Source organism: Streptomyces cavernicola (assembly GCF_029968035.1).
Taxonomy (GTDB): Bacteria; Actinomycetota; Actinomycetes; order Streptomycetales; family Streptomycetaceae; genus Streptomyces; species Streptomyces cavernicola.
In genome coordinates this window covers 125,221-144,238 of sequence record NZ_JASCIQ010000005.1, presented here as the reverse complement: position 1 = coordinate 144,238, position 19,018 = coordinate 125,221, and the positions used below count along the sequence as shown (strand labels likewise).

Sequence of the window (19,018 nt, the reverse complement as noted above, 5' to 3'; positions counted from 1 at the left end):
TTGCTCGTGTCTCTCGGTGAGGGTCGAAGAAAGAAGAGAAGAAAGGGGAAGAGGGGGTCAGTGGTCGTCCTCGGCGCCGCGGCGGTCCGCCTTGTCGACGCCGTCGAAGAGGTTGCTGTACCAGGCGCGGTCGGCCGCTCCCGGCTCGGTGGGGCGCACGCGGCCGCCGCTCGGGTCGACCACCGTGTACCCGGTCTCGCCAGGCAGCACCATGTGCAGCCGCTCGCGGGCCTGGCGCTCCACGAACGCCGGGTCGCGCCAGCGCGCCTTGGCGTCCTTGAGCTTCTCGGTCTGCTCGCGGGCCTCGGCCAGCTTCTGCTCCTGCTCGGCGATGTCCGCGCGCTGCGCGACCCACTGCCGCATCGGGTACGCGAGGGCCACGATCAGCGAGCACAGGACGAGGGCGAGCAGCGCCGCACGGCCGGTGAGGCGGGAGCGGCGGGCCTGCCGTTTGGTCTGGGAGCGGTAGACCCGGGCGGCCGTCTGCTCGCCGAGCAACCGGATCCTGGTCGCGGTGGAGAACCGGTCCTTCTCCTTCACGGCCATGTCCCCGCCTCCCGTTCACACGCACGTACGTCCCCGCACACGGTACGGGACCGGGTGCGGGGACGTACGTAACTACTGACTCAGCTCAGCTGCTCGGTTCAGCCCTTGAAGCGGGGGAAGGCCGAGCGGCCGGCGTAGACCGCCGCGTCGTCGAGGATCTCCTCGATGCGGAGCAGCTGGTTGTACTTGGCGACGCGCTCGGAGCGGGCCGGGGCGCCGGTCTTGATCTGGCCGCAGTTGGTGGCGACGGCGAGGTCGGCGATGGTGACGTCCTCGGTCTCACCGGAGCGGTGCGACATCATGCACTTGAAGCCGTTGCGCTGGGCCAGCTCGACGGCGTCCAGGGTCTCGGTCAGCGAACCGATCTGGTTCACCTTCACGAGCAGGGCGTTCGCCGAGTTCTCCTCGATGCCGCGGGCCAGGCGCTCCGGGTTGGTGACGAACAGGTCGTCGCCCACCAGCTGCACCTTGGAGCCGAGCTTCTCGGTGATGACGTTCCAGCCGGCCCAGTCGTCCTCGAACAGCGGGTCCTCGATGGACACGAGCGGGTACGCGGAGACGAGCTCCTCGTAGTACTCGGTCATCTCGGCGGCGGAGCGGTCCTTGCCCTCGAAGTTGTACTTGCCGTCCTTGTAGAACTCGGAGGCGGCGACGTCGAGGGCGAGGGCGATCTGCTGGCCGGGGACGTAACCGGCTTCCTTGATGGCCTCGAGGATGAGGTCGAGGGCCTCGCGGTTGGAGCCGAGGTTCGGGGCGAAGCCGCCCTCGTCGCCGAGGCCGGTGGCCAGGCCCTTGCTCTTCAGGACCTTCTTCAGCGTGTGGTAGACCTCGGTGCCCCAGCGCAGCGCCTCGGAGAAGGACTCCGCGCCGATCGGGGCGATCATGAACTCCTGGATGTCGACGTTGGAGTCGGCGTGCGACCCACCGTTCAGGATGTTCATCATCGGGACGGGCAGCAGGTGCGCGTTCGGACCGCCGAGGTAGCGGAACAGCGGCAGGTCGCTGGCCTCGGAGGCGGCGTGGGCGACGGCGAGGGAGACGCCGAGGATGGCGTTGGCGCCGAGCGAGCCCTTGTTGTCGGTGGCGTCCAGGTCGAACATGGCCTGGTCGATCAGGCGCTGCTCGGTGGCGTCGTAGCCGACCAGCTCCGGGCCGATCTGCTCGATGACCGCGAGGACGGCCTTCTCGACACCCTTGCCCTGGTAACGGTTCGGGTCACCGTCACGGAGTTCGATGGCCTCGAAGGCGCCGGTGGAGGCGCCGGACGGAACAGCAGCACGACCCGTGCTGCCGTCGTCGAGGCCGACCTCGACCTCGACCGTGGGGTTGCCTCGGGAGTCCAGGATTTCCCGGGCTACGACGACGTCGATGGACGGCACGAGCATCTCCTTCTGGGATGTGACGCATAGCTGTGCTTGCATGCGGACCGCGTCGTTGCGGCCGACCATGCTTTGCCTTGCGTCTCCTGAGCCTAGCCGCCTGCGGAAGCTGAGCCACCCGGCCGCCCGCCCGCTGGGACGAAAAGAGACTCGAAGACGCTCATTGAGGGGCAAAGAACAACAACACTACCGAGCGGTATCCGCGATGTGCGCAGGCCCGCTCGTTCGGGCATGACCCCGCCCCGGCGCGAACGGGGGAATGCGCGCCGGGGCGGGGAGTTGGGGGGCAGCGGCGGGGCGGCCGGGGGCGGTTGGTGGGGGGATGTACTGGTTCCGCCCCGGCCGTGTGCCGCGCGTACCGCTGCTTACTTCAGGTGCAGCTGCTGGCCCGGGAAGATGAAGTCGGCGTCGTCGACGATGTCCTTGTTCAGCTCGAAGAGCTTCTTCCAGCCGCCCTTGACGTCGTGCTTCTCGGCGATGGACGAGAGGGTGTCGTCCTTCTTCACCTTGTACTCGCCGTCGCCCTTCTTGACCTTCTTGCCGGTCGGGGTCTCGACGGTCTTCTGCGGGGCGCGCTCCTGCGAGCGGGACGCGGGCTGCTCGGCCTGGCGCTCCTGCTCGGGGGCGGCCTGCTGCTGCGGGGCCTGCTCGGCGGGCTGCTCGGCCGAACCGCCGCCGTCGTAGGCGGTGTTGGAGAGGCCGGTGCCGCAGTTCGGCCAGGCGCCCTTGCCCTGTCCGGCGAGGACCTTCTCGCCGATCGCTATCTGCTGCTCCTTGGTGGCCTGGTCGGCGGTGGCCGCGTACTGCGTGCCGCCGTAGGCGCTCCAGGTGGAGGAGGAGAACTGCAGGCCGCCGTAGTAGCCGTTGCCGGTGTTGATGGACCAGTTGCCGCCGGCCTCGCACTGGGCGACGGCGTCCCACTCGGAGCCGGTGGCGGCGGAGGCGGAGCCCGCGGTGGCCAGCGGAGCCGCGACCGCGGCGCCGGCGACACCGGCGAACGCGAGGACGCGGGTGGCCTTCTCGGCCTTGGTCAGACGACGGTGCTTGCCCTTGCCGGAGAACAGCATGGAGTAATCCCCTCACCGACGCCTGCGAGGTGAGCTGTCGGGTTCGGGCCGTGTGAGTTGCCCGGCCGCCTCTTCGTACGCCCGAAATTCCGGACGTACACGGCGACTTCACCCCAAGCCGGTCCCGTGGCCGCTGCGGGCTCCTCGTGGAGCTCGCGCGGCCGGGCCCGGCGCAAACCTTGGGTCCCCCGCTCCTGCCTACGGCGCTTTACGCGACGACTGTTCCCAAGGGCCGCCGGCAGGATTCGGCGTGACGGCCATCGGGGCCCGCCAGTGGCGAGCGGTGACGACCGTAGCCGTGCGGCCGCGGGAAATACCAAGCCGATCAGGGCTGATGAGACTCATCTCTCACCACGGGTGAAGTGTCTTTATAACGGACATTCAGCAGCGAACTACCGCCGGATTCCGCCCAGTTTCCCCCTGCTCGTTCCCGCGCCTGTTGCCGCGCCTGTTGCCGCGTCAGTCGCCGAGCACGAGTCGCTGGCCAGGCAGGATGAGGTCCGGGTCGCCACCGATCGCGTCCTCGTTGGCCTCGTACAGAGCCGGCCAACCGCCGTCGACGCCACGGGCGTCGGCGATCACCGAGAGGCTGTCGCCGAGCCGGACCGTGTACGAGCCTTCGGCGTCGCCGCGGGGGCCGTCGCCGCGCGAGGCGTGCCGGCCCGAGGAGTTGGAGTCGCGGTCACTCTCCGGGGACTCGGGGGCGGGCTCGCCGCGGTGCTTACCCGAGCCGTTCTGGCCGGAGTCGCCCGTTTCGCCCGAGCCGTCGCCGTGGTTCACTTCGTCACCCTTGTCGCCCGATTCGCCCGATGCGTCACCTGACGGGGTGTCGGTGGGGGTATCGGAGGGAGTGTCGGTGGGCTCATCGACGGAGGTGTCGGCGGGGTCCTCGGCCGAGGGCTCGTCGGCGGGTTGACCGGAAGGCTCGTCTGCGGGCTGGTCCGTGGGCTCCTCGCTCGGGCCGTCGGACGGCTGGGACGGGTCGGCCTCCGGGTCGCCCGCCGGGTCCGCCGGCTCGATGACCGGGAAGCCGGCGACCAGGCCACACGTGGGCCAGGCGACGATCGGCCCCTGTTCGGCGAGCACCTTCTCCGCGACGGCGATCTGCTGGGCGCGGCTGGCCAGGTCGGCCGTCGGCGCGTACTCCAGGCCGCCGTGGGCCTCCCAGACGTCCTGGGTCAACTGCAGCCCGCCGTAGTACCCGTTGCCCGTGTCGGCGCTCCACACGCCGCCGCTCTCACAGTCGGCGAGGCGGTCCCAGGTGTTGGCGTCGACGGTGGCGTCCGCGGCACTGGCGCCGGTCGCGCCGAGCAGCGGGATGGCGATGGCCGATCCGGTCACTCCAGCCGCGACCACGAGGGCCGGGACCTGACGGGGGCGTCGATGACGGCCGTTCCCGGAGAGCATGCGATTCCCTTTCGCGCGACAACAGGCGTGGCGTCTGACAGGCGTGGCGTCTGAGCCGAGGGTGAAACGTAGCGACAGTCGAACGCTTGTCACAACCCGATACAGCGCAGATCACGTGAAAGTCACAGTCTTGACGCCCCGTCAGAAAGTCCGTCGGGGCGCCCCGCACGGCACCGGTGCGGCACCGGTCCGTCAGCGGGCCGTGAACTCCACCGGCAGCGTGCGCAGTCCGCGCATGATGAGGCCGCCGCGCCAGCGCAAATCGTCAGGTTCCGCCGCGAGTCGCAGGTCGGGAAGGCGGCGGAGCAGCGTCGCGATGGCCGTCTGCCCCTCCAGGCGGGCGAGCGGCGCGCCCAGGCAGTAGTGGATGCCGTGCCCGTATCCGAGGTGCTGGTTGTCGCGGCGGGAGAGGTCGAGGGTGTCGGGGTCGGCGAAGCGCTCCGGGTCGCGGTCGGCGGCGGCGAGGACGACGAGGACCGGGTCGCCCGAGGCGATCTCCTGGCCGCCGATGGTGAGGGGCTCGGTGGCGAAGCGCCAGGTGGCGAGCTCCACCGGGCCGTCGTGGCGCAGGAGTTCCTCGACGCCGGTCTCCAGGAGGCCCGTCTCCCCCGCGGCCAGGGACCGCTGCAGCCGCTCGCGCTCGCCGGGGTTGCGGAGCAGCTGGTACGTGCCGTTGCCGATGAGGTTGACCGTGGTCTCGAAGCCGGCGAAGAGCAGGATGAAGGCCATCGCAGCGGCCTCGTTCTCGGTGAGGTGCTCGCCGTGGTCGGAGGCCTTGATGAGGCCGGAGATCAGGTCGTCGCCCGGTTCGAGGCGTTTGCGGTGGATGAGTTCGGCGAGGTAGCCGCGCATCTTCTTCACCGAGCGGGCGACGCCGCCGCGCGGGCCGCCGCCGTGCCGGATCATCATGCCCGCCCAGTCGCGGAAGTCGTCCTGGTCCTCGCGGGGGACGCCGAGCAGGTCGCAGATCGCGTAGATGGGCAGCGGGAAGGCGAACTCGTGGATGAGGTCGGCCTCGCCCTTCGCGACGAACCGGTCGATCAGCTGGTCGGTCAACTCCTGCACGCGCGGCGCGAACTGGGCGACGCGGCGCGGGGTGAACGCCTTCGACACCAGGCGGCGGAGGCGGGTGTGGTCCGGCGGGTCGATGTTGAGCAGATGCGTCATCAGCTCGGCCTTGCGCTCGCCCGGAATGCCCGTCTTGCCCTTGGCGTGCGAGGGCTCGTCGTGGTGCTCCGGGTTCTTGCTGAGCCGCTGGTCGGCCAGGGCCTGCCGGGCGTCCGCGTACCGCGTGACGAGCCAGGCCTCGACGCCGCTCGGCAGCCGGGTCCTGTGCACCGGCGCGTGCTCGCGCAGCCAGGCGTACGCCGGGTACGGGTCGCTGGCGAACTCCCAGGTGAACAGCGGGGGTTGGGGTCCTTCGGCGGCGCTGTGGGGGCAGCCGCCGCCGTCCGTCGTCGTACCGGTCATGCCTGGCCCTCCGCCGCACGGATCGCGTCGCGGTAGGCGCGGGCGGCGGCGCGCAGGGCGGCCTCCGGGTCGGTGCCGGCGGCCTCGGCGCGCACGGCGAGGGCGAGCAGCTCGTACCCGACGCCCTCGCCCGCGGGCAGCCGCACGTCCAGTCCCGCCGTACGCGTACGGGACGCGAGCTTCGCGGCGAGCGCGAGGCCGGGCTGGCCGAGCGGGACCCCGTCGGTCACCGAGTCCCGCTGCTTCTCCTCGGCCTTGGTGCGCAGCCAGTGCGCCTTGACGTCCTCGGGGGTCTCGGCGGTGTCGTCGCCGAAGACGTGCGGGTGGCGGTGGATCAGCTTCGTGACGATCGTGCCGGCCACGTCGTCGATGGAGAACGGCTCGTCCTCGTGCTCCTCGGCGATCCGGGAGTGGAAGACGACCTGCAGCAGTACGTCGCCGAGCTCCTCGCGCAGTTCGGTGCGGTCGCCGTCCTCGATGGCCTCGACGAGTTCGTACGCCTCCTCGATGCCGTACTTCGCGAGGCCCTTGTGGGTCTGCTGCGAGGACCAGGGGCATTCGACGCGGATCCGGTCCATGACCTGCACGAGGTCGAGAAGGCGGGCGCCGGGCAGGTCGTACGAGGCGGGCAGCAGCTCCAGGTCCGGCATCGTGTGGCGGCCCGAGCCGGCGAGGCGGGCGAGGCCGTCGGTGAGGCGGGGCTCGCCCTCGCCGGTGGCGACCACCACGACCGTACGGTCGCCCCGGCAGACCTCGACCAGTTCCTCGGCGGTGGGGGCGCTCTCCTGGACGATGACGCCGGCTTCCCGGAGGTACGGGAGCTGGGGGTGGTCCGGGTCCGCGCACAGGACGCTGTCCGCTTGGTGCAGTTCGTTCCAGGCGGGCCAGGAGAGGAGGCCGGGGGCTACGCGGTGGGAGGTCGTCAGGAGGACGATGCGGCCGGGGGCGAGGGGTTCTGCGTTCACCCCTCGAACCTAACGCGTCCACGCGGACGGGCTTCTGCCGCGCCTTCGGGGGCCGCGCCCCCGCCCCCCCCTACCGGGGCTCCGCCCCGGACCTCGGCCGTCCTTCGACTGCGGCTTCGTCGGTGGCCACTCGCGCAGTTCCCCGCGCCCCCAGACAGAACCGGGGCTCCGCCCCGAGCCCCCGCCGTCGTTCGACTGCCGCTTCGTCGTGGCTGAGCGCGCAGTTCCCCGCGCCCCCAGACAGAACCGGGGCTCCGCCCCGGACCCCGGCCGTCGTTCGACTGCCTGCTTCGTCGTGGCTGAGCGCGCAGTTCCCCGCGCTCCTGACGGGTCCGCATCAGCCCCAGAATTCAGCCCCTCCGGCGTTTGAGGAGCGGGGGTCCGGGGGCTGGCCCCCGGAGGTGTCCGCAGGACTTTCGGGAAGGGGCGGGGTGGGGAGAGTTACGCCTGTTGCTTCGGGGCCGGCGCTTCGCGTACCCACGGGGGCTTCACGTCCGTGCGGCGGCTTTTCTCCACGTCCCACGCCCCGTACCGCGGATTGAGGTTGATGTCCAAGGACTCGGACGCCTTCGAGAGGGCCTTCCAGAACCTGGCCTGGCCCTGGGCCGTGTTCGGGTCGGCGCCCAGCTCGCCGTAGAGCTTCTGGGCCTCGATCTCCGTGCGGAGGCTGTCGTCGATCCGGGACGCCGGGATGTTGTACTGCTGCAGCCACCCCATCTCGAGGGCCTTCGCCCCGCCCGCCTGCTTCTCCAGGTTGCCGCGCAGCCCCTGCACCTCCTTGCGGCTGACGTGCACGCCCGCGTCGGTGGCCGCGCGGTGCAGGACGCGGTCGAGGACCAGGGACTGCAGGGTGTCGCGGGTGAGGCCGCCGGTCTTCTCCACGGCCTGCGCGTACTGCCCGGACTGTTCGGTGGCCGACTGCTGCGCCGCCCGCACTTCCTGTACGCGGGACTGGAGTTGCGCGACCGTGATGCGCTCGCCTCCGACGACGGCGGCGGCGCCGGGATGTGCCGCGTCGCCGCAGGCGGTCAGGAGCGGGGCCGCGGCGATGAGCGCGGCGGAGAGGGCGAGCGCGGTGCGACGGCGGCGGTGCAAAGGAGCCTCCCGGCGGCGAGACGGAGCTTGTGCGTCTTTGCACAAGGGCCTTGCGGAGATCGATGTTAGGCAGTGGCCGGGTGTTCGGCCACTGATTCGACCAACGATTCGGGGGGAGTTACGGGCACGCCCCGCCCGCCCGCCGCGGGCTCAGCGACGGACCTGTCCCAGCCAGTGCAGGGTGCGGCGGATCTCGCCGGGCAGCGGATGGCCGGGGCCGTGCAGCCGCTCCGCGTCGTAAAGGAGGCGGGCCAGGGTGTCGTGGGCGCCCGCGCGGTCGCCGAGGGCGAGCAGCAACTGGCCGATGCGGCGGCGCAGTTCGAGGGCCGTGCCGGGGTTACCGACGGTGCTCGCCACGTACTGGTTCTCGTAGAACGGCAGCAGCGCGCGGTACTCGGCGAGCGCCGCGGCCGGTTCGCCGAGCTGCTCCAGGCACTGCGCGACCTCGTACCGGAACTGCAGCGAGGCCGGGTCGGCCTGGCCGGCCTCTGCGCTGCGCTCGTCGGCGAGGCGGCGCAGCTCGGGCAGGGCTCTGCGGAACTGGCCGTCGTCCATGAGCGTGGCCGCGTACTGCTTGCGCAGGGAGCGCACGACGGTGGAGCGGGGGCCGTGCTGGGCCTCGGCGGTGGGCAGGATCGCGCCGAGCAGGTCGACGGCCTGGGTGACGCGGCCCTCGCCGAGGAGGCGCTTCACGTCGTCCACGGCGCGGGCGATCTGCGAGGTGCCGGTGGCGGAGGGCGGCTCGGCGGGGCGCGGCGGGGCCGGTACGGGCGTGGGGGCGCCGGCGCGGTCCGGCCAGGGGGCGCCGGGGCGCAGGAAGGGGCGGGTGGGGTCGAGCATGCCGGTGGGGGCGCCGCGGGCGGGCAGGAGCGGGGCGAGCTCGTCGAAGACTTCCTGCGCGGAGTCCGGGCGCTCCTTGGGTTCCTTGGCGAGCAGCCGCATCACGAGCTTTTCGAGCGGCTCGGGGATCTCGGGGCGCTTGCTGCGGACGGGGATCGGCGCTTCGTAGAGGTGGCTGTGGAGGACGCCGAGGACGGTGGCGCCGTCGAACGGGACGTTCCCGCTGAGGAGTTCGTAGAGCAGGATGCCGAGGGCGTACAGGTCGGTGTAGGGGCCGACGGCGCCGCCCATGGCCTGCTCGGGGGCCATGTACGCCGGGCTGCCGACGGGCATGCCGGTGTGGGTGAGGCGGGTGGTGTCGGTGTCCATGACGGAGGCGACGCCGAGGTCGAGGACGGTGAGGGCGCCGTCCGGTTTCACCATCACGTTCCGCGGCTTGAGGTCGCGGTGCACGATCGGCACGGCGTGCACCGCGCAGAGCACGGCGCAGAGTTGGGCGGCGACGGCGACGGCCCACTGCCACGGGTAGGGCGTATGCTGCGCGATGTGCTCGGCGAGGTCGGTGCCGTCGACGTGCTGCATGACGAGGAAGAGGTCGTCCCCGTCGTTGCCCGCGTCGTGGACGGTGACGAGGCCGGGGTGGTCGACCTGGGCGGTGACGCGGCACTCGCGGACGAAGCGGCGGCGCAGCTCCTCGGACTCCTGCCCGGCGACGCGGTCGGGGCGGAGCAGCTTGACGGCGACGCGGCGGTCGAGCCGCTGGTCGTACGCCGTCCAGACCTGGCCCATGCCGCCCTGGCCGATCTGCTGGGCGAGTTCGTACCGGCCGGAGATGAGGCGTCCGGTCACCGGGTCTCGCCCTCGGCCCGCCCGTCTCCCGCACCGGGCGGCCGCGTGCCGTCCTGGCGCAACAGGCTGCTCAGCTCGTCGAGTTCGGCGCGGACCTGGTCGATGCGGGCGGGTCCGGGGTGCTGCGGGCCGCCGTGCGCCTGGGGTCCGGGCTGCGGCATGCCGGTGGGCCGGGTGACCTGCTGGGCGGGTCCCGGCTGTGCCGGGTAGCCGTACGCGGGCGGGGGCGCGAGGTGCGGGGCCTGCGGGCCGGGGGTGTGCGGGCCGGGCGGGCCCTGGGGCCGTGCGTACGGGGCGGCGTACGGCTGCTTGGCGAAGTGGCGGATCTCCGCGAAGAGGTAGTACGCGACGGCGGCCATGGCGCCGCCGAGGAGGCCGAAGAGGCCGAGGTTCTCCTGGAACGTGTCGAGGTCGTCCGTCGGTTCGCTGCCGATCAGCATCAGGGAGGCGATGACGACGAAGCCCGACGCGGCGAACAGCACCCAGTCCCGCACGGCGCGCGTGACGATGGCGAGGCGGAGCAGCGGAACCCAGGAGAGGAAGCCGCAGGAGATCAGCGCGAGCGTCACGAAGAGCACGCGCAACCCGACGAGCTGCGCGGACGAGGGGCGCTGTGGCGGCGGTGCATAGCCGTGGCCGTGCATGGGGGCTACTCCTGGAAACCGAACGGGCGTGTCAAGGTCGAGAGTAGCCCCCGGAGCCGACAGTGGGACCTGAGTTGCGCAGGCGTGCGCGCTCAAAGCAGGCGCGTCCGTGCAAAGCAGGCGCGGGTGCTCAAAGGGTGTGCCGCACCCACACGTTGGGCTCGACGTACACGGCGTACCCCTGCTCGGGCTCGCAGTGCACCGGCACGAGCGCGCGGTCCACCTCGACCGGGCCGGGCTCGTCGAAGGGCAGTCCCGTCCAGGTCCGCCACTCCTCCAGGGTGCCGGAGACGGTCATGGAGGTGCGGGCCACGGACTCGACGACGCCGCCGGCGCGGGCGTGCACGCGCAGCCAGGGGTCGTGCGGCAGCCCGTCGGGGCGCACGCGGCGCGCGTACTCCTCGATGGGCGTGTGCGGTTCGAGGTGCTTGGCGCTCGGCCGGACCGGTGCGACGAGCGTGCCGAAGCCGAGCGCGCGGGTCCTGGTCCGCATCGCGTCGAGCATCGCGTACGAGAGGCCGCCGCCCTGGGCGCCGGGGGCGACGGTGATCTCGACGGCGCTGACAGTGTCGGGCGCGACGCCGTGCCTGCGGTCGGAGAACGCCCACATCAGGACGCGGTCCCAGCCGCCGTCGGGCAGGGCGCCGCGGCCCTGCGCGCCGAGGGCGAAGGGCACGCTGAGGGCGCGGGCGACGAGTTCGCCACGCTCGTCGGTGGCGACCAGGACGTGCTCGGGCAGTTCGGCGACGATGCGGCCCCAGAGGATCCAGCCGACCGGGTCCTCGGTGACGAACCGCGGCCAGGCGTCGCCCAACGCCCAGAAGGCCTCGGTGAGTTCGGGCCGTTCGGCGAGGGTACTGACGGTCGGCTGCGGTGCGGGTCGGGGCTGTTCGGCGGTCATGCGGCGCACCGTAGCGGGGAGTTCGGCCGCTCCGATATTGATTTTTCAGGGGCCTGTGACCTGGTCGCCGAGTGCGATCGCGCCGGGGGCGACGACCTCGGCGTACACCCCGAAGCACAGGTCGCGGGTGTCGGCGAGGGTCTTCAGGACGCGACCGTCGGCGGGCAGTCCGGGCTGCGGCAGGGTCGTCATGACGCAGCGCGGGACGCGTTCGGTGATCCGCAGCAGGGCGCCGCCGATCCGCAGCTCGCGGCCGATCCAGCCTTCCTCGGCCCAGGGTTCGTCGCCTGCGGTGTCGACCACGATGTTCTTGCGGAACCTGCGGATGTCGGCGGGGACGTCGCCCCCGAGGAGGCGGCCGAGCGCGCGCAGCGATGCCGTGCCGACGAGCGAAACCGGGGCCTGGTCCTGGTGTCCGGGCGGCTGCGCGTCCGGCTCCTCGCGCACCAACTCGGCCCCGGGCCCGCAGAGTTCGGCGAGCCGCGGGTCTCCGGGCGTGACGCGGGCGCCGTCCGGCAGCTGTACGGAGACGGTGTCGGCGGTGTCGTCGTACGCGGCCGCGCAGTCGATCAGCCAGGGGGCCTTGCGGAACCTGCGGCTGTTCTTGCCGCTGCCGAGCTTGCCGTCCGCGTGCCGCAGCGCCCACAGCCGGTCGCCGACGACTCCGCCGGCGTCGAGGTCCAGGCGGTCGCGGTCCTCGCCGCGCATGGACTTCACCGGAAACCTGGACAGCCCCACTACCGATCCGAGCGACGTCATGCCGTTCCCCTCCCGCGTTCGTCGATGATCGAACGTGCCCGACGGTACCGGTCGGGCACCGTCAGATCCGGCCGATCCCGAGGGTGTTCTCGCCGGGCAGCAGGCCGGAGCCGAGGACCGTCACCCAGGGGTCGCCGAGGAGGTCGGCGAGCCGGTCGGCGTCGTGGGCGCCGAGCGCGCGCCAGGGCCCCGCGGCCAGCTCGTCGGTACGGTCCTCGACCTCGGCGCGCAGGGCGCGGCCGGCGTCGGTGGCCGTGCCGCCTGCGTCCAACAGGCCGCGTTCCAGGAGACGTTGGCCTGCTGCCGCCCACTCCTTCCCGGTCCAGCCGCGACTGGCGAAGGTCTCGGGCGCGGCGGCGCCGACGGCCGCGAACGACACGAGCGACTCGACCGGGTCGAGGTCCGCCGCCCGGAGCGCGATCAGATGTCCGTCGCCGCGGTGTTCGCGCAGCACGGTCGCCGCCTGCCACAGCACCTGGTGCGGCTCGTCGGGCCAGGGCAGCGCGGCGTTGGCGGCGGCGAGCGGGCGGTCGGCCAGGTCCCCGGCGGCCTCTGCGGCGCGGCGGGCGAGGGTCGCGGCCTCGGCGAGCTCGGGCCCCGCGACCCGGTCGCCGAGGATCGACCGGTAGGCGCGGTCCACTGCGCGCCGCCGGGCGGCGAGGACGGCGGCGGGCTCAGCGACGTCCCAGGCGGCGGGGACGTACCGGCCGACCATGTCCGGGCTGAAGCTGTAGAACGTCTCCGTCACCCGCTCCCGGCCGACGGCCCCGGCGTGCCCCAGCGGGGCCGCGCGCCAGGCGAAGTAGCTGGGCCAGCGCTCGTCGACGGCGAAGCCGAGCCCGGCGGCCTCCTCGAAGGCCTCGGGCGCGTAGTAGACGACGGCGTGCAGCGGTTCGAGCAGATGCCACAGCTGCCGTACGCGGGCGGGCTCGACGGCCTGCGCCCGGCCGGTCGACGGGGCTTCGGGGCTCGGGCTCGGGTCCTGGTTCGGCATGACGCCCTCCTGGGGTGACGTGTGCGCGGCGACCGTACGAACTTGACACTGCCTAGATTGCTCTCCGTACGCAAACTTGTCAATGCCTAGATTGGGCGTACGCTGCTGACCATGACCAGCCAGCGCGCGTACCACCACGGCGATCTGCGCCGCGCCGTCCTGACCGCCGCCCTCGACGTGATCCGCGACTCCGGTCCGGCCGGCCTGAGCCTGCGCGATCTGGCGCGGCGCGCGGGCGTCTCGCACGCCGCGCCCGCCCACCACTTCAAGGACCGCGCGGGCCTGCTCACCGCCATCGCCGCCGAGGGGTACGGGCTGCTCGCCGACGCCCTCGCCGAAGCGCCCGAGCTGCGCGAACGGGGGGTGCGCTACGTGCGGTTCTGCCGCGAGCACCCGGCGCACTTCCAGGTGATGTTCGCGCCGGAGCTGCTGCGCACCGACGACCCGGAGCTGCTCGCGGCCCGGACCCGCGCGGGCGAGCAACTGCGCGCGGGGGCCGGGGACTTGGCGGTCTCGGAGCGCGGCGAGGACGCGGGGCTCGCGGGCGTCGCCGCCTGGTCGCTCGCGCACGGCTTCGCGACGCTGCTGCTCGGCCGGAACCTGGAGGAGCCGCTGGCGGGGCGGGACCCGGAGGAGGTCTTCCGGGACCTCACGGGGCTGTTGTTCCAGGGGAGTTGAGGGCCGCCCCCCGTGCCCTCGGCGGTCTTACCTCTCGGGTAATCGACCGGCCGCCCCCGCCCCGGCAGGATCGGTCGCATCACGACGACAACCACGCCGGCGGCGCCAGTGACGCCCGCCAGGCAGGAGGAGGCCCCCATGACCGACATCGCCGCCGCCACCCGCGCCACCGTCCAGGAGTTCCTCGCCGCCCGGATCGCCGGGGACACCGAGCGGATGGTCGAGCTCTTCGCCGACGACGTCGACTGGCTCCTCGCCGAGAACCCCGTCGCCCCCTGGATCCGCCCGCGCACCACCGGTGCCGAATGCGCCGCACAGGCCGCGGAGTTGGCCGCGTACACGGTCGCCGAGGACTCCCGCGCGTCCGTCGACACCTTCCTCGTCGACGGCCACGACGCCGTGCTCTTCGGCCACCTCTCCGGGACGGTCAGCGCCACCGGCAAGTCCTTCGAGGGGCCCTTCGCGCTCCGCCTGACCGTGCAGGACGGCCGGGTCACCCGGCACCACCTCTACGAGAACAGCCTCTCGGTCGCCCAGGCCTGCACGCCGGAGGAAGCCTGAGCTCGCGCTTGGACCCGCGCTTGACCTTGCCGCTGGCGTGAGGGTCCGACGCTCTCCGTATGACCTCCGAACAGCAGCACACCCCCCGAGTCGTCCTCGTCACCGGCGCCGGCACCGGCATCGGCCGCGCCACCGCCCGCGCCTTCGCCGCCGAGGGGGAGCAGGTCGTCGCCGTGGGGCGGCGGGCCGAGCCCCTGGCCGAGACCGCCTCCGGGCGCGAGGGCGCGATCACCCCGCTGGTCGCCGACGTCACCGCCGACGGCGGCCCCGAGCAGATCGTCCGTACCGTCCTCGACGCCCACGGCCGCCTGGACGTCCTGGTCAACAACGCGGGCGTCGTCCGCAGCGCACAGCTCGGCACGTACACCCGCGACGTGATCGACCTGCAGCTCGGCACCAACCTCGTCGCCCCCGTCCTGCTCGCCCAGGCCGCGCTCGACGCGCTCGCCGAGAGCCGGGGCGTGATCGTGAACGTCACCACGTCCGTGGGCCAGCGCGGCTGGCCCGGCAACTCGCTCTACCCCGCCACGAAGTCCGCGCTCGAACTCCTCACCCGCAGCTGGGCCGTCGACCTCGCGCCGCGCGGCATCCGCGTCGCCGCCGTCGCGCCCGGCGCGGTGGACACGCCCATCGGCGAGCACTCCGGTCTCACGCCCGAGCAGCGACAGGCCGTCCGCGCCTGGCAGTTGGCGCACACCCCGATGGGGCGGGTGGGCCGGCCCGAGGAGGTCGCCTGGGCGATCACCCGGCTCGCGTCGCCTGGCGCCTCGTTCATCACCGGTGTCATCCTTCCGGTGGACGGCGGAGCGGTCGTCACATGACCGAAGAGACCGAAGAGACCGGAGGGGGCGGCAGCGGTGCGGATCGGGCAGTTGGCGGAGGCGACCGGAGCATCGCCGCGCGCCCTGCGGCACTACGAGGAGGCCGGCCTCCTCGACTCCGCGCGCACCCCCAACGGCTACCGGGTGTACGAAGCGGAGCGTGCCGTCGTACGCGTCCGCAACATCCGGTTCCTGCTCGACGCGGGGCTCACCCTCGACGACGTCCGGGTGTTCCTGCCCTGCCTGGACGGGGACATCGCGGCCACGAAGCCGTCCGGCGAGGGGCTCCGGGTCGTCCTCGACCGGCTCGCGGTGATCGACCGGCGGATCGCCGCGCAGACCGCCGTACGCGACCGGCTCGCCGCACAACTGCGGCAGGCCACCGGCGGACGCGTCCGACCGGTGGCCTGAGCAACGGGACCGAACGGGCCGTTACGAGCCGAGGATCGTCGTGAGGAACTCCCCGACCCAGGCCAGCAGCTCCCGTCCGACCACCGGCTTCCCGCCGACCTTCGCGGTCTTCGGCCGGGGCACGAGCAGCTGCTGCCCGGTCGGCTTGATCACCGTGCCCGGGTAGAGCCGCTTGAGGCGCAGCTCCTGCGACTCCCTCAACTCCACCGGCGCAAAGCGGATGTTGTTGCCCTGCAGCACGATCTCGCCGACGCCGCAGGCCCGCGCCAGCATCCTGAGGCCCGCCACGAGCAGCAGGTTCTCCACGGGCTCCGGCAACTTGCCGTAGCGGTCGACGAGTTCCTCGCGTACCGCCGCGATGTCCTCCTCGGAGTTGGCCGAGGCGATGGCGCGGTAGGCCTGCAGGCGCAGGCGCTCGCCGGGGGCGTAGTCGTGCGGGACGTGCGCGTCGACCGGGAGCTCGATCTTGACCTCAAGCGGCGGCTCCTCCTCGACGCCCCCCTCAAGGGATGCCCGGTAGTCCGCCACGGCCTCGCCGACCATGCGGACGTACAGGTCGAAGCCGACGCCCGCGATGTGCCCGGACTGCTCGCCGCCGAGCAGGTTGCCCGCGCCGCGGATCTCCAGGTCCTTCATCGCGACGTACATGCCCGCGCCCATCTCGGTGTGCTGGGCGATCGTCGCGAGGCGTTCGTGCGCGGTCTCGGTCAGCGGCTTCTCCGGCGGGTACAGGAAGTACGCGTATCCCCGTTCCCTTCCTCGTCCCACACGGCCGCGCAGCTGGTGCAGCTGCGAGAGGCCGAAGTTGTCGCCGCGCTCCACGATCAGGGTGTTGGCGTTGGAGATGTCGATGCCGGACTCGACGATCGTGGTCGAGACGAGCACGTCGAACTTCTTCTCCCAGAAGTCCACCACCACTTGTTCCAGGGCCTGTTCGGACATCTGGCCGTGCGCGGTCGCGATGCGCGCCTCCGGGACGATGTCCCTGAGCCGGGCCGCCGCGCGGTCGATGGACTCGACACGGTTGTGGATGTAGAAGACCTGGCCCTCGCGCAGGAGTTCACGCCGGACGGCCGCGCCGATCTGCTTCTCCTCGTACGGCCCGACGAAGGTCAGGACCGGGTGCCGCTCCTCGGGCGGGGTGGTGATCGTGGACATCTCGCGGATGCCGGTGACCGCCATTTCGAGCGTACGGGGGATGGGCGTCGCGGACATCGTCAGGACGTCGACGTTGGCGCGGAGCTTCTTCAGCTGCTCCTTGTGCTCGACGCCGAAGCGCTGCTCCTCGTCGACGATGACCAGGCCCAGGTCCTTGAACTTGGTCTCGGAGGAGAACAGGCGGTGCGTGCCGATGACGATGTCGACTGCGCCGTCCTTGAGCCCCTCCAGGGTCGCCTTCGACTCGGTGTCCGTCTGGAAGCGGCTCAACGCCCGTACGTTGACGGGGAATTGGCCGTACCGCTCGGTGAACGTGCCGAAGTGCTGCTGCACGAGCAGCGTCGTCGGGACGAGCACCGCGACCTGCTTGCCGTCCTGCACCGCCTTGAACGCGGCGCGCACCGCGATCTCCGTCTTGCCGTAACCGACGTCGCCGCAGATCAGCCGGTCCATCGGGACCGACTTCTCCATGTCCTCCTTGACCTCGGCGATCGTGGTGAGCTGGTCCGGGGTCTCCGCATACGGGAAGGCGTCCTCCAGCTCGCGCTGCCAGGGCGTGTCCGGGCCGAAGGTGTGGCCGGGCGCCGCCATCCGCGCGGAGTACAGCTTGATCAGGTCGGCGGCGATCTCCTTGACGGCCTTCTTCGCGCGCGCCTTCGTCTTCGTCCAGTCGGCGCCGCCGAGCCGGTGCAGCGTGGGGGCCTCGCCGCCGACGTACTTGGTGATCTGCTCCAGCTGGTCGGTCGGGATGTAGAGCCGGTCGCCGGGCTGGCCGCGCTTGGCCGGGGCGTACTCCACGACCAGGTACTCGCGGGTCGCGCCCTGCACCACGCGCTGCACCATCTCGATGTAGCGGCCCACGCCGTGCTGCTCGTGCACGATGTAGTCGCCCTGCTCCAGGGTGAGCGGGTCGATGGTCTTGCGGCGCCGCGCGGGCATCCGCTGGCCGTCCTTGCCCGCGGCCTTCTGCCCGGTCAGGTCGGTCTCGGTGAGCACGGCGAGCTTCAGCGCCTCGTCCACGAAGCCGTACTCGACCGAGCCGCAGGCCACGTGCACCACGGACGGGGAGATCTCCGCCAGGTCCGCGTCGAGCCGGGCCGCGATGCCCTCGCCGCCGAGCACCTCGACCGTACGGGACGCGGGGCCGTGGCCCTCCGTCACGTAGACCGTGCGCCAGCCGTCGGCCAGCCAGCCCTTGGTGTCGGCGAGGGCGCGGGCGGTGTCGCCGCGGTACGACTCCGGGGCGTGCATGCCGAGCTTCAGGGTGTCGGCCTCGTCCATCGCGTCGTCGGCGGCGAACGGCGAGACGGACCACCACATCATGCCGAGTTCACGGGCCCGGTCCCGGACGTCCGCGATCCCCCACAGCGAGGCCGCGCCCACGTCGATCGGCGCCTCGCCGCCCCCTGCGGTCGCCGCCCAGCTGGCCTGCAGGAACTCCTGCGACGTGGCCACCAGGTCGGCGGCGCGGGTCCGCACCCGCTCCGGGTCGCACACGACGGCCATGGCCTGCTCGGGCAGCACGTCGAGCAGCAGCTCCATGTCGTCCACCAGGACCGGAGCCAGCGACTCCATGCCCTCCACGGCGATGCCCTCGGCGATCTTCCCGAGCAGCTCACCCAGCTCCGGGTGCTGCTCGGCGAGGGCCGCGGCCTTCTCCCGTACGTCCTCGGTGAGGAGCAGCTCGCGGCAGGGCGGCGCCCACAGGCCGTGCTCGGCGATCTCCAGGGACCGCTGGTCGGCGACCTTGAAGTACCGGATCTCCTCGACGTCGTCGCCCCAGAACTCGATCCGGAGAGGGTGCTCCTCGGTCGGCGGGAACACGTCGAGGATGCCGCCGCGGACCGCGAACTCGCCGCGCTTCTCGACCAGTTCGACCCGCGCGTACGCGGCGGCCGCGAGCGCCTCCACCGTGTCGTTCAGGTCGACGGACTGGCCCTGCTTCAGGCTCACCGGCTCCAGGTCGCCGAGCCCCTTGACCTGCGGCTGCAGCACCGACCGCACCGGCGCGACGACCACGTTGACCGGGCCGGTCTCCGGGTCGTCCGTGCTCGGGTGCGCGAGGCGGCGCAGGACGGCGAGACGGCGGCCGACGGTGTCGCTGCGCGGGCTGAGCCGCTCGTGCGGCAGCGTCTCCCACGACGGGTACTCCACCACCCCGCTCGGGTCGAGCAGCGAGCGCAGCGCCGCCGCCAGGTCCTCGGCCTCGCGGCCTGTGGCGGTCACCGCGAGCACCGTCCGCTTCGCCTCGCGGGCGAGGGCGGCGATCGCGAAGGGGCGCGCGGCGGGCGGGCCGACGAGGTCGACGTGCCGACGGTGGCCGTCGGCGGCGGCCTTCACCGCGTCGTTGAGTGCGGCGTCCTTGACGACCGCGTCGAGCAGACCGTGCAGGCTCATGAAGGGGTTTTCCGTCCGGGAAGCGAGCAACGCGAGACGCCCGACACGTCGTACGGGCCGGGGGGTTCTCCAGCGT

At 72.4% G+C, this 19,018-nt stretch carries 17 protein-coding genes and 1 riboswitch; of the genes, 4 read left to right on the top strand and 13 right to left on the bottom strand.

Going from position 1 to position 19,018, the window contains the following annotated elements; genetic code table 11:
- Positions 1-57: 57 nt before the first annotated feature.
- The 12 genes from QIS96_RS06830 to QIS96_RS06775 form a co-directional block, all read right to left on the bottom strand.
- Positions 58-546 (bottom strand): FtsB family cell division protein, encoded by a 489-nt coding sequence (locus QIS96_RS06830; protein ID WP_282541485.1) that lies wholly within the window; start codon positions 544-546, stop codon positions 58-60.
- A gap of 98 nt (positions 547-644) precedes the next feature.
- A complete protein-coding gene (eno, locus tag QIS96_RS06825; RefSeq protein WP_282541484.1) occupies positions 645-1,925 on the bottom strand; it encodes a phosphopyruvate hydratase in 1,281 nt (426 codons plus the stop codon).
- Positions 1,926-2,290: 365 nt separating this feature from the next.
- Positions 2,291-2,992: a LysM peptidoglycan-binding domain-containing protein gene (locus QIS96_RS06820; protein WP_282541483.1), complete on the bottom strand. Its 702-nt coding sequence runs from the start codon at positions 2,990-2,992 to the stop codon at positions 2,291-2,293.
- Between the two features lie 4 nt (positions 2,993-2,996).
- Positions 2,997-3,208, bottom strand: a riboswitch (cyclic di-AMP (ydaO/yuaA leader).
- A 243-nt stretch (positions 3,209-3,451) separates the two neighbouring features.
- Positions 3,452-4,399 carry a transglycosylase family protein gene (locus QIS96_RS06815; RefSeq protein ID WP_282541482.1) on the bottom strand — a complete coding sequence of 316 codons (948 nt, stop codon included), beginning with the start codon at positions 4,397-4,399 and terminating at the stop codon, positions 3,452-3,454.
- A 192-nt stretch (positions 4,400-4,591) separates the two neighbouring features.
- Entirely contained in the window at positions 4,592-5,869 is a 1,278-nt protein-coding gene (locus tag QIS96_RS06810) for a cytochrome P450 family protein (RefSeq protein ID WP_282541481.1), read from the bottom strand.
- Positions 5,866-6,834 carry a nucleoside triphosphate pyrophosphohydrolase gene (locus QIS96_RS06805; RefSeq protein WP_282541480.1) on the bottom strand — a complete coding sequence of 323 codons (969 nt, stop codon included), beginning with the start codon at positions 6,832-6,834 and terminating at the stop codon, positions 5,866-5,868. Before QIS96_RS06805 ends, QIS96_RS06810 begins: the two co-directional genes overlap by 4 nt.
- Positions 6,835-7,275: 441 nt before the next feature.
- Positions 7,276-7,929: a SurA N-terminal domain-containing protein gene (locus QIS96_RS06800; protein ID WP_282541479.1), complete on the bottom strand. Its 654-nt coding sequence runs from the start codon at positions 7,927-7,929 to the stop codon at positions 7,276-7,278.
- A gap of 150 nt (positions 7,930-8,079) precedes the next feature.
- Positions 8,080-9,618, bottom strand: coding sequence for a serine/threonine-protein kinase (locus QIS96_RS06795; RefSeq protein WP_282541478.1), 1,539 nt, complete (start codon positions 9,616-9,618; stop codon positions 8,080-8,082).
- Positions 9,615-10,262 carry a hypothetical protein gene (locus QIS96_RS06790; protein WP_282541477.1) on the bottom strand — a complete coding sequence of 216 codons (648 nt, stop codon included), beginning with the start codon at positions 10,260-10,262 and terminating at the stop codon, positions 9,615-9,617. The genes QIS96_RS06795 and QIS96_RS06790 overlap by 4 nt, the downstream gene beginning before the upstream one ends.
- A gap of 130 nt (positions 10,263-10,392) precedes the next feature.
- On the bottom strand, positions 10,393-11,163 hold the full coding sequence (locus QIS96_RS06785; RefSeq protein WP_282541476.1) for an N-acetyltransferase: 771 nt from the start codon (positions 11,161-11,163) through the stop codon (positions 10,393-10,395).
- A gap of 45 nt (positions 11,164-11,208) precedes the next feature.
- A complete protein-coding gene (locus QIS96_RS06780) occupies positions 11,209-11,922 on the bottom strand; it encodes an MOSC domain-containing protein (protein WP_282541475.1) in 714 nt (237 codons plus the stop codon).
- A 61-nt stretch (positions 11,923-11,983) separates the two neighbouring features.
- Positions 11,984-12,916: an SCO6745 family protein gene (locus QIS96_RS06775; RefSeq protein WP_282541474.1), complete on the bottom strand. Its 933-nt coding sequence runs from the start codon at positions 12,914-12,916 to the stop codon at positions 11,984-11,986.
- A 111-nt stretch (positions 12,917-13,027) separates the two neighbouring features.
- Between QIS96_RS06775 and QIS96_RS06770 the strand changes: the two genes are divergently transcribed.
- From QIS96_RS06770 to QIS96_RS06755, 4 genes are all read left to right on the top strand, one after another.
- Positions 13,028-13,594: a TetR/AcrR family transcriptional regulator gene (locus QIS96_RS06770; RefSeq protein ID WP_282541473.1), complete on the top strand. Its 567-nt coding sequence runs from the start codon at positions 13,028-13,030 to the stop codon at positions 13,592-13,594.
- Between the two features lie 138 nt (positions 13,595-13,732).
- Positions 13,733-14,155, top strand: coding sequence for a nuclear transport factor 2 family protein (locus QIS96_RS06765; RefSeq protein ID WP_282541472.1), 423 nt, complete (start codon positions 13,733-13,735; stop codon positions 14,153-14,155).
- Positions 14,156-14,214: 59 nt separating this feature from the next.
- Entirely contained in the window at positions 14,215-14,976 is a 762-nt protein-coding gene (locus QIS96_RS06760) for an SDR family NAD(P)-dependent oxidoreductase (RefSeq protein WP_282541471.1), read from the top strand.
- Between the two features lie 36 nt (positions 14,977-15,012).
- Positions 15,013-15,387: a MerR family transcriptional regulator gene (locus QIS96_RS06755; protein WP_282541470.1), complete on the top strand. Its 375-nt coding sequence runs from the start codon at positions 15,013-15,015 to the stop codon at positions 15,385-15,387.
- A 21-nt stretch (positions 15,388-15,408) separates the two neighbouring features.
- On the opposite strand, the gene mfd is transcribed toward QIS96_RS06755, so the two are convergent.
- The gene (gene mfd / locus QIS96_RS06750) at positions 15,409-18,942 is read right to left on the bottom strand and encodes a transcription-repair coupling factor (RefSeq protein ID WP_282541469.1); all 3,534 of its coding nucleotides are present in this window, start codon (positions 18,940-18,942) and stop codon (positions 15,409-15,411) included.
- Positions 18,943-19,018 lie beyond the last annotated feature (76 nt).

Excerpts from the sequence above, each read along its gene's own strand:
- QIS96_RS06785 (WP_282541476.1), bottom strand. The coding sequence starts at position 11,163 with ATGACCGCCGAACAGCCCCGACCCGCACCGCAGCCGACCGTCAGTACC.
- QIS96_RS06780 (WP_282541475.1), bottom strand. The coding sequence starts at position 11,922 with ATGACGTCGCTCGGATCGGTAGTGGGGCTGTCCAGGTTTCCGGTGAAG.
- mfd (WP_282541469.1), bottom strand. The coding sequence starts at position 18,942 with ATGAGCCTGCACGGTCTGCTCGACGCGGTCGTCAAGGACGCCGCACTC.
- QIS96_RS06760 (WP_282541471.1), top strand. The coding sequence starts at position 14,215 with ATGACCTCCGAACAGCAGCACACCCCCCGAGTCGTCCTCGTCACCGGC.
- QIS96_RS06815 (WP_282541482.1), bottom strand. The coding sequence starts at position 4,399 with ATGCTCTCCGGGAACGGCCGTCATCGACGCCCCCGTCAGGTCCCGGCC.
- QIS96_RS06765 (WP_282541472.1), top strand. The coding sequence starts at position 13,733 with ATGACCGACATCGCCGCCGCCACCCGCGCCACCGTCCAGGAGTTCCTC.
- QIS96_RS06830 (WP_282541485.1), bottom strand. The coding sequence starts at position 546 with ATGGCCGTGAAGGAGAAGGACCGGTTCTCCACCGCGACCAGGATCCGG.
- QIS96_RS06790 (WP_282541477.1), bottom strand. The coding sequence starts at position 10,262 with ATGCACGGCCACGGCTATGCACCGCCGCCACAGCGCCCCTCGTCCGCG.
- QIS96_RS06810 (WP_282541481.1), bottom strand. The coding sequence starts at position 5,869 with ATGACCGGTACGACGACGGACGGCGGCGGCTGCCCCCACAGCGCCGCC.
- QIS96_RS06775 (WP_282541474.1), bottom strand. The coding sequence starts at position 12,916 with ATGCCGAACCAGGACCCGAGCCCGAGCCCCGAAGCCCCGTCGACCGGC.
- QIS96_RS06770 (WP_282541473.1), top strand. The coding sequence starts at position 13,028 with ATGACCAGCCAGCGCGCGTACCACCACGGCGATCTGCGCCGCGCCGTC.
- QIS96_RS06820 (WP_282541483.1), bottom strand. The coding sequence starts at position 2,992 with ATGCTGTTCTCCGGCAAGGGCAAGCACCGTCGTCTGACCAAGGCCGAG.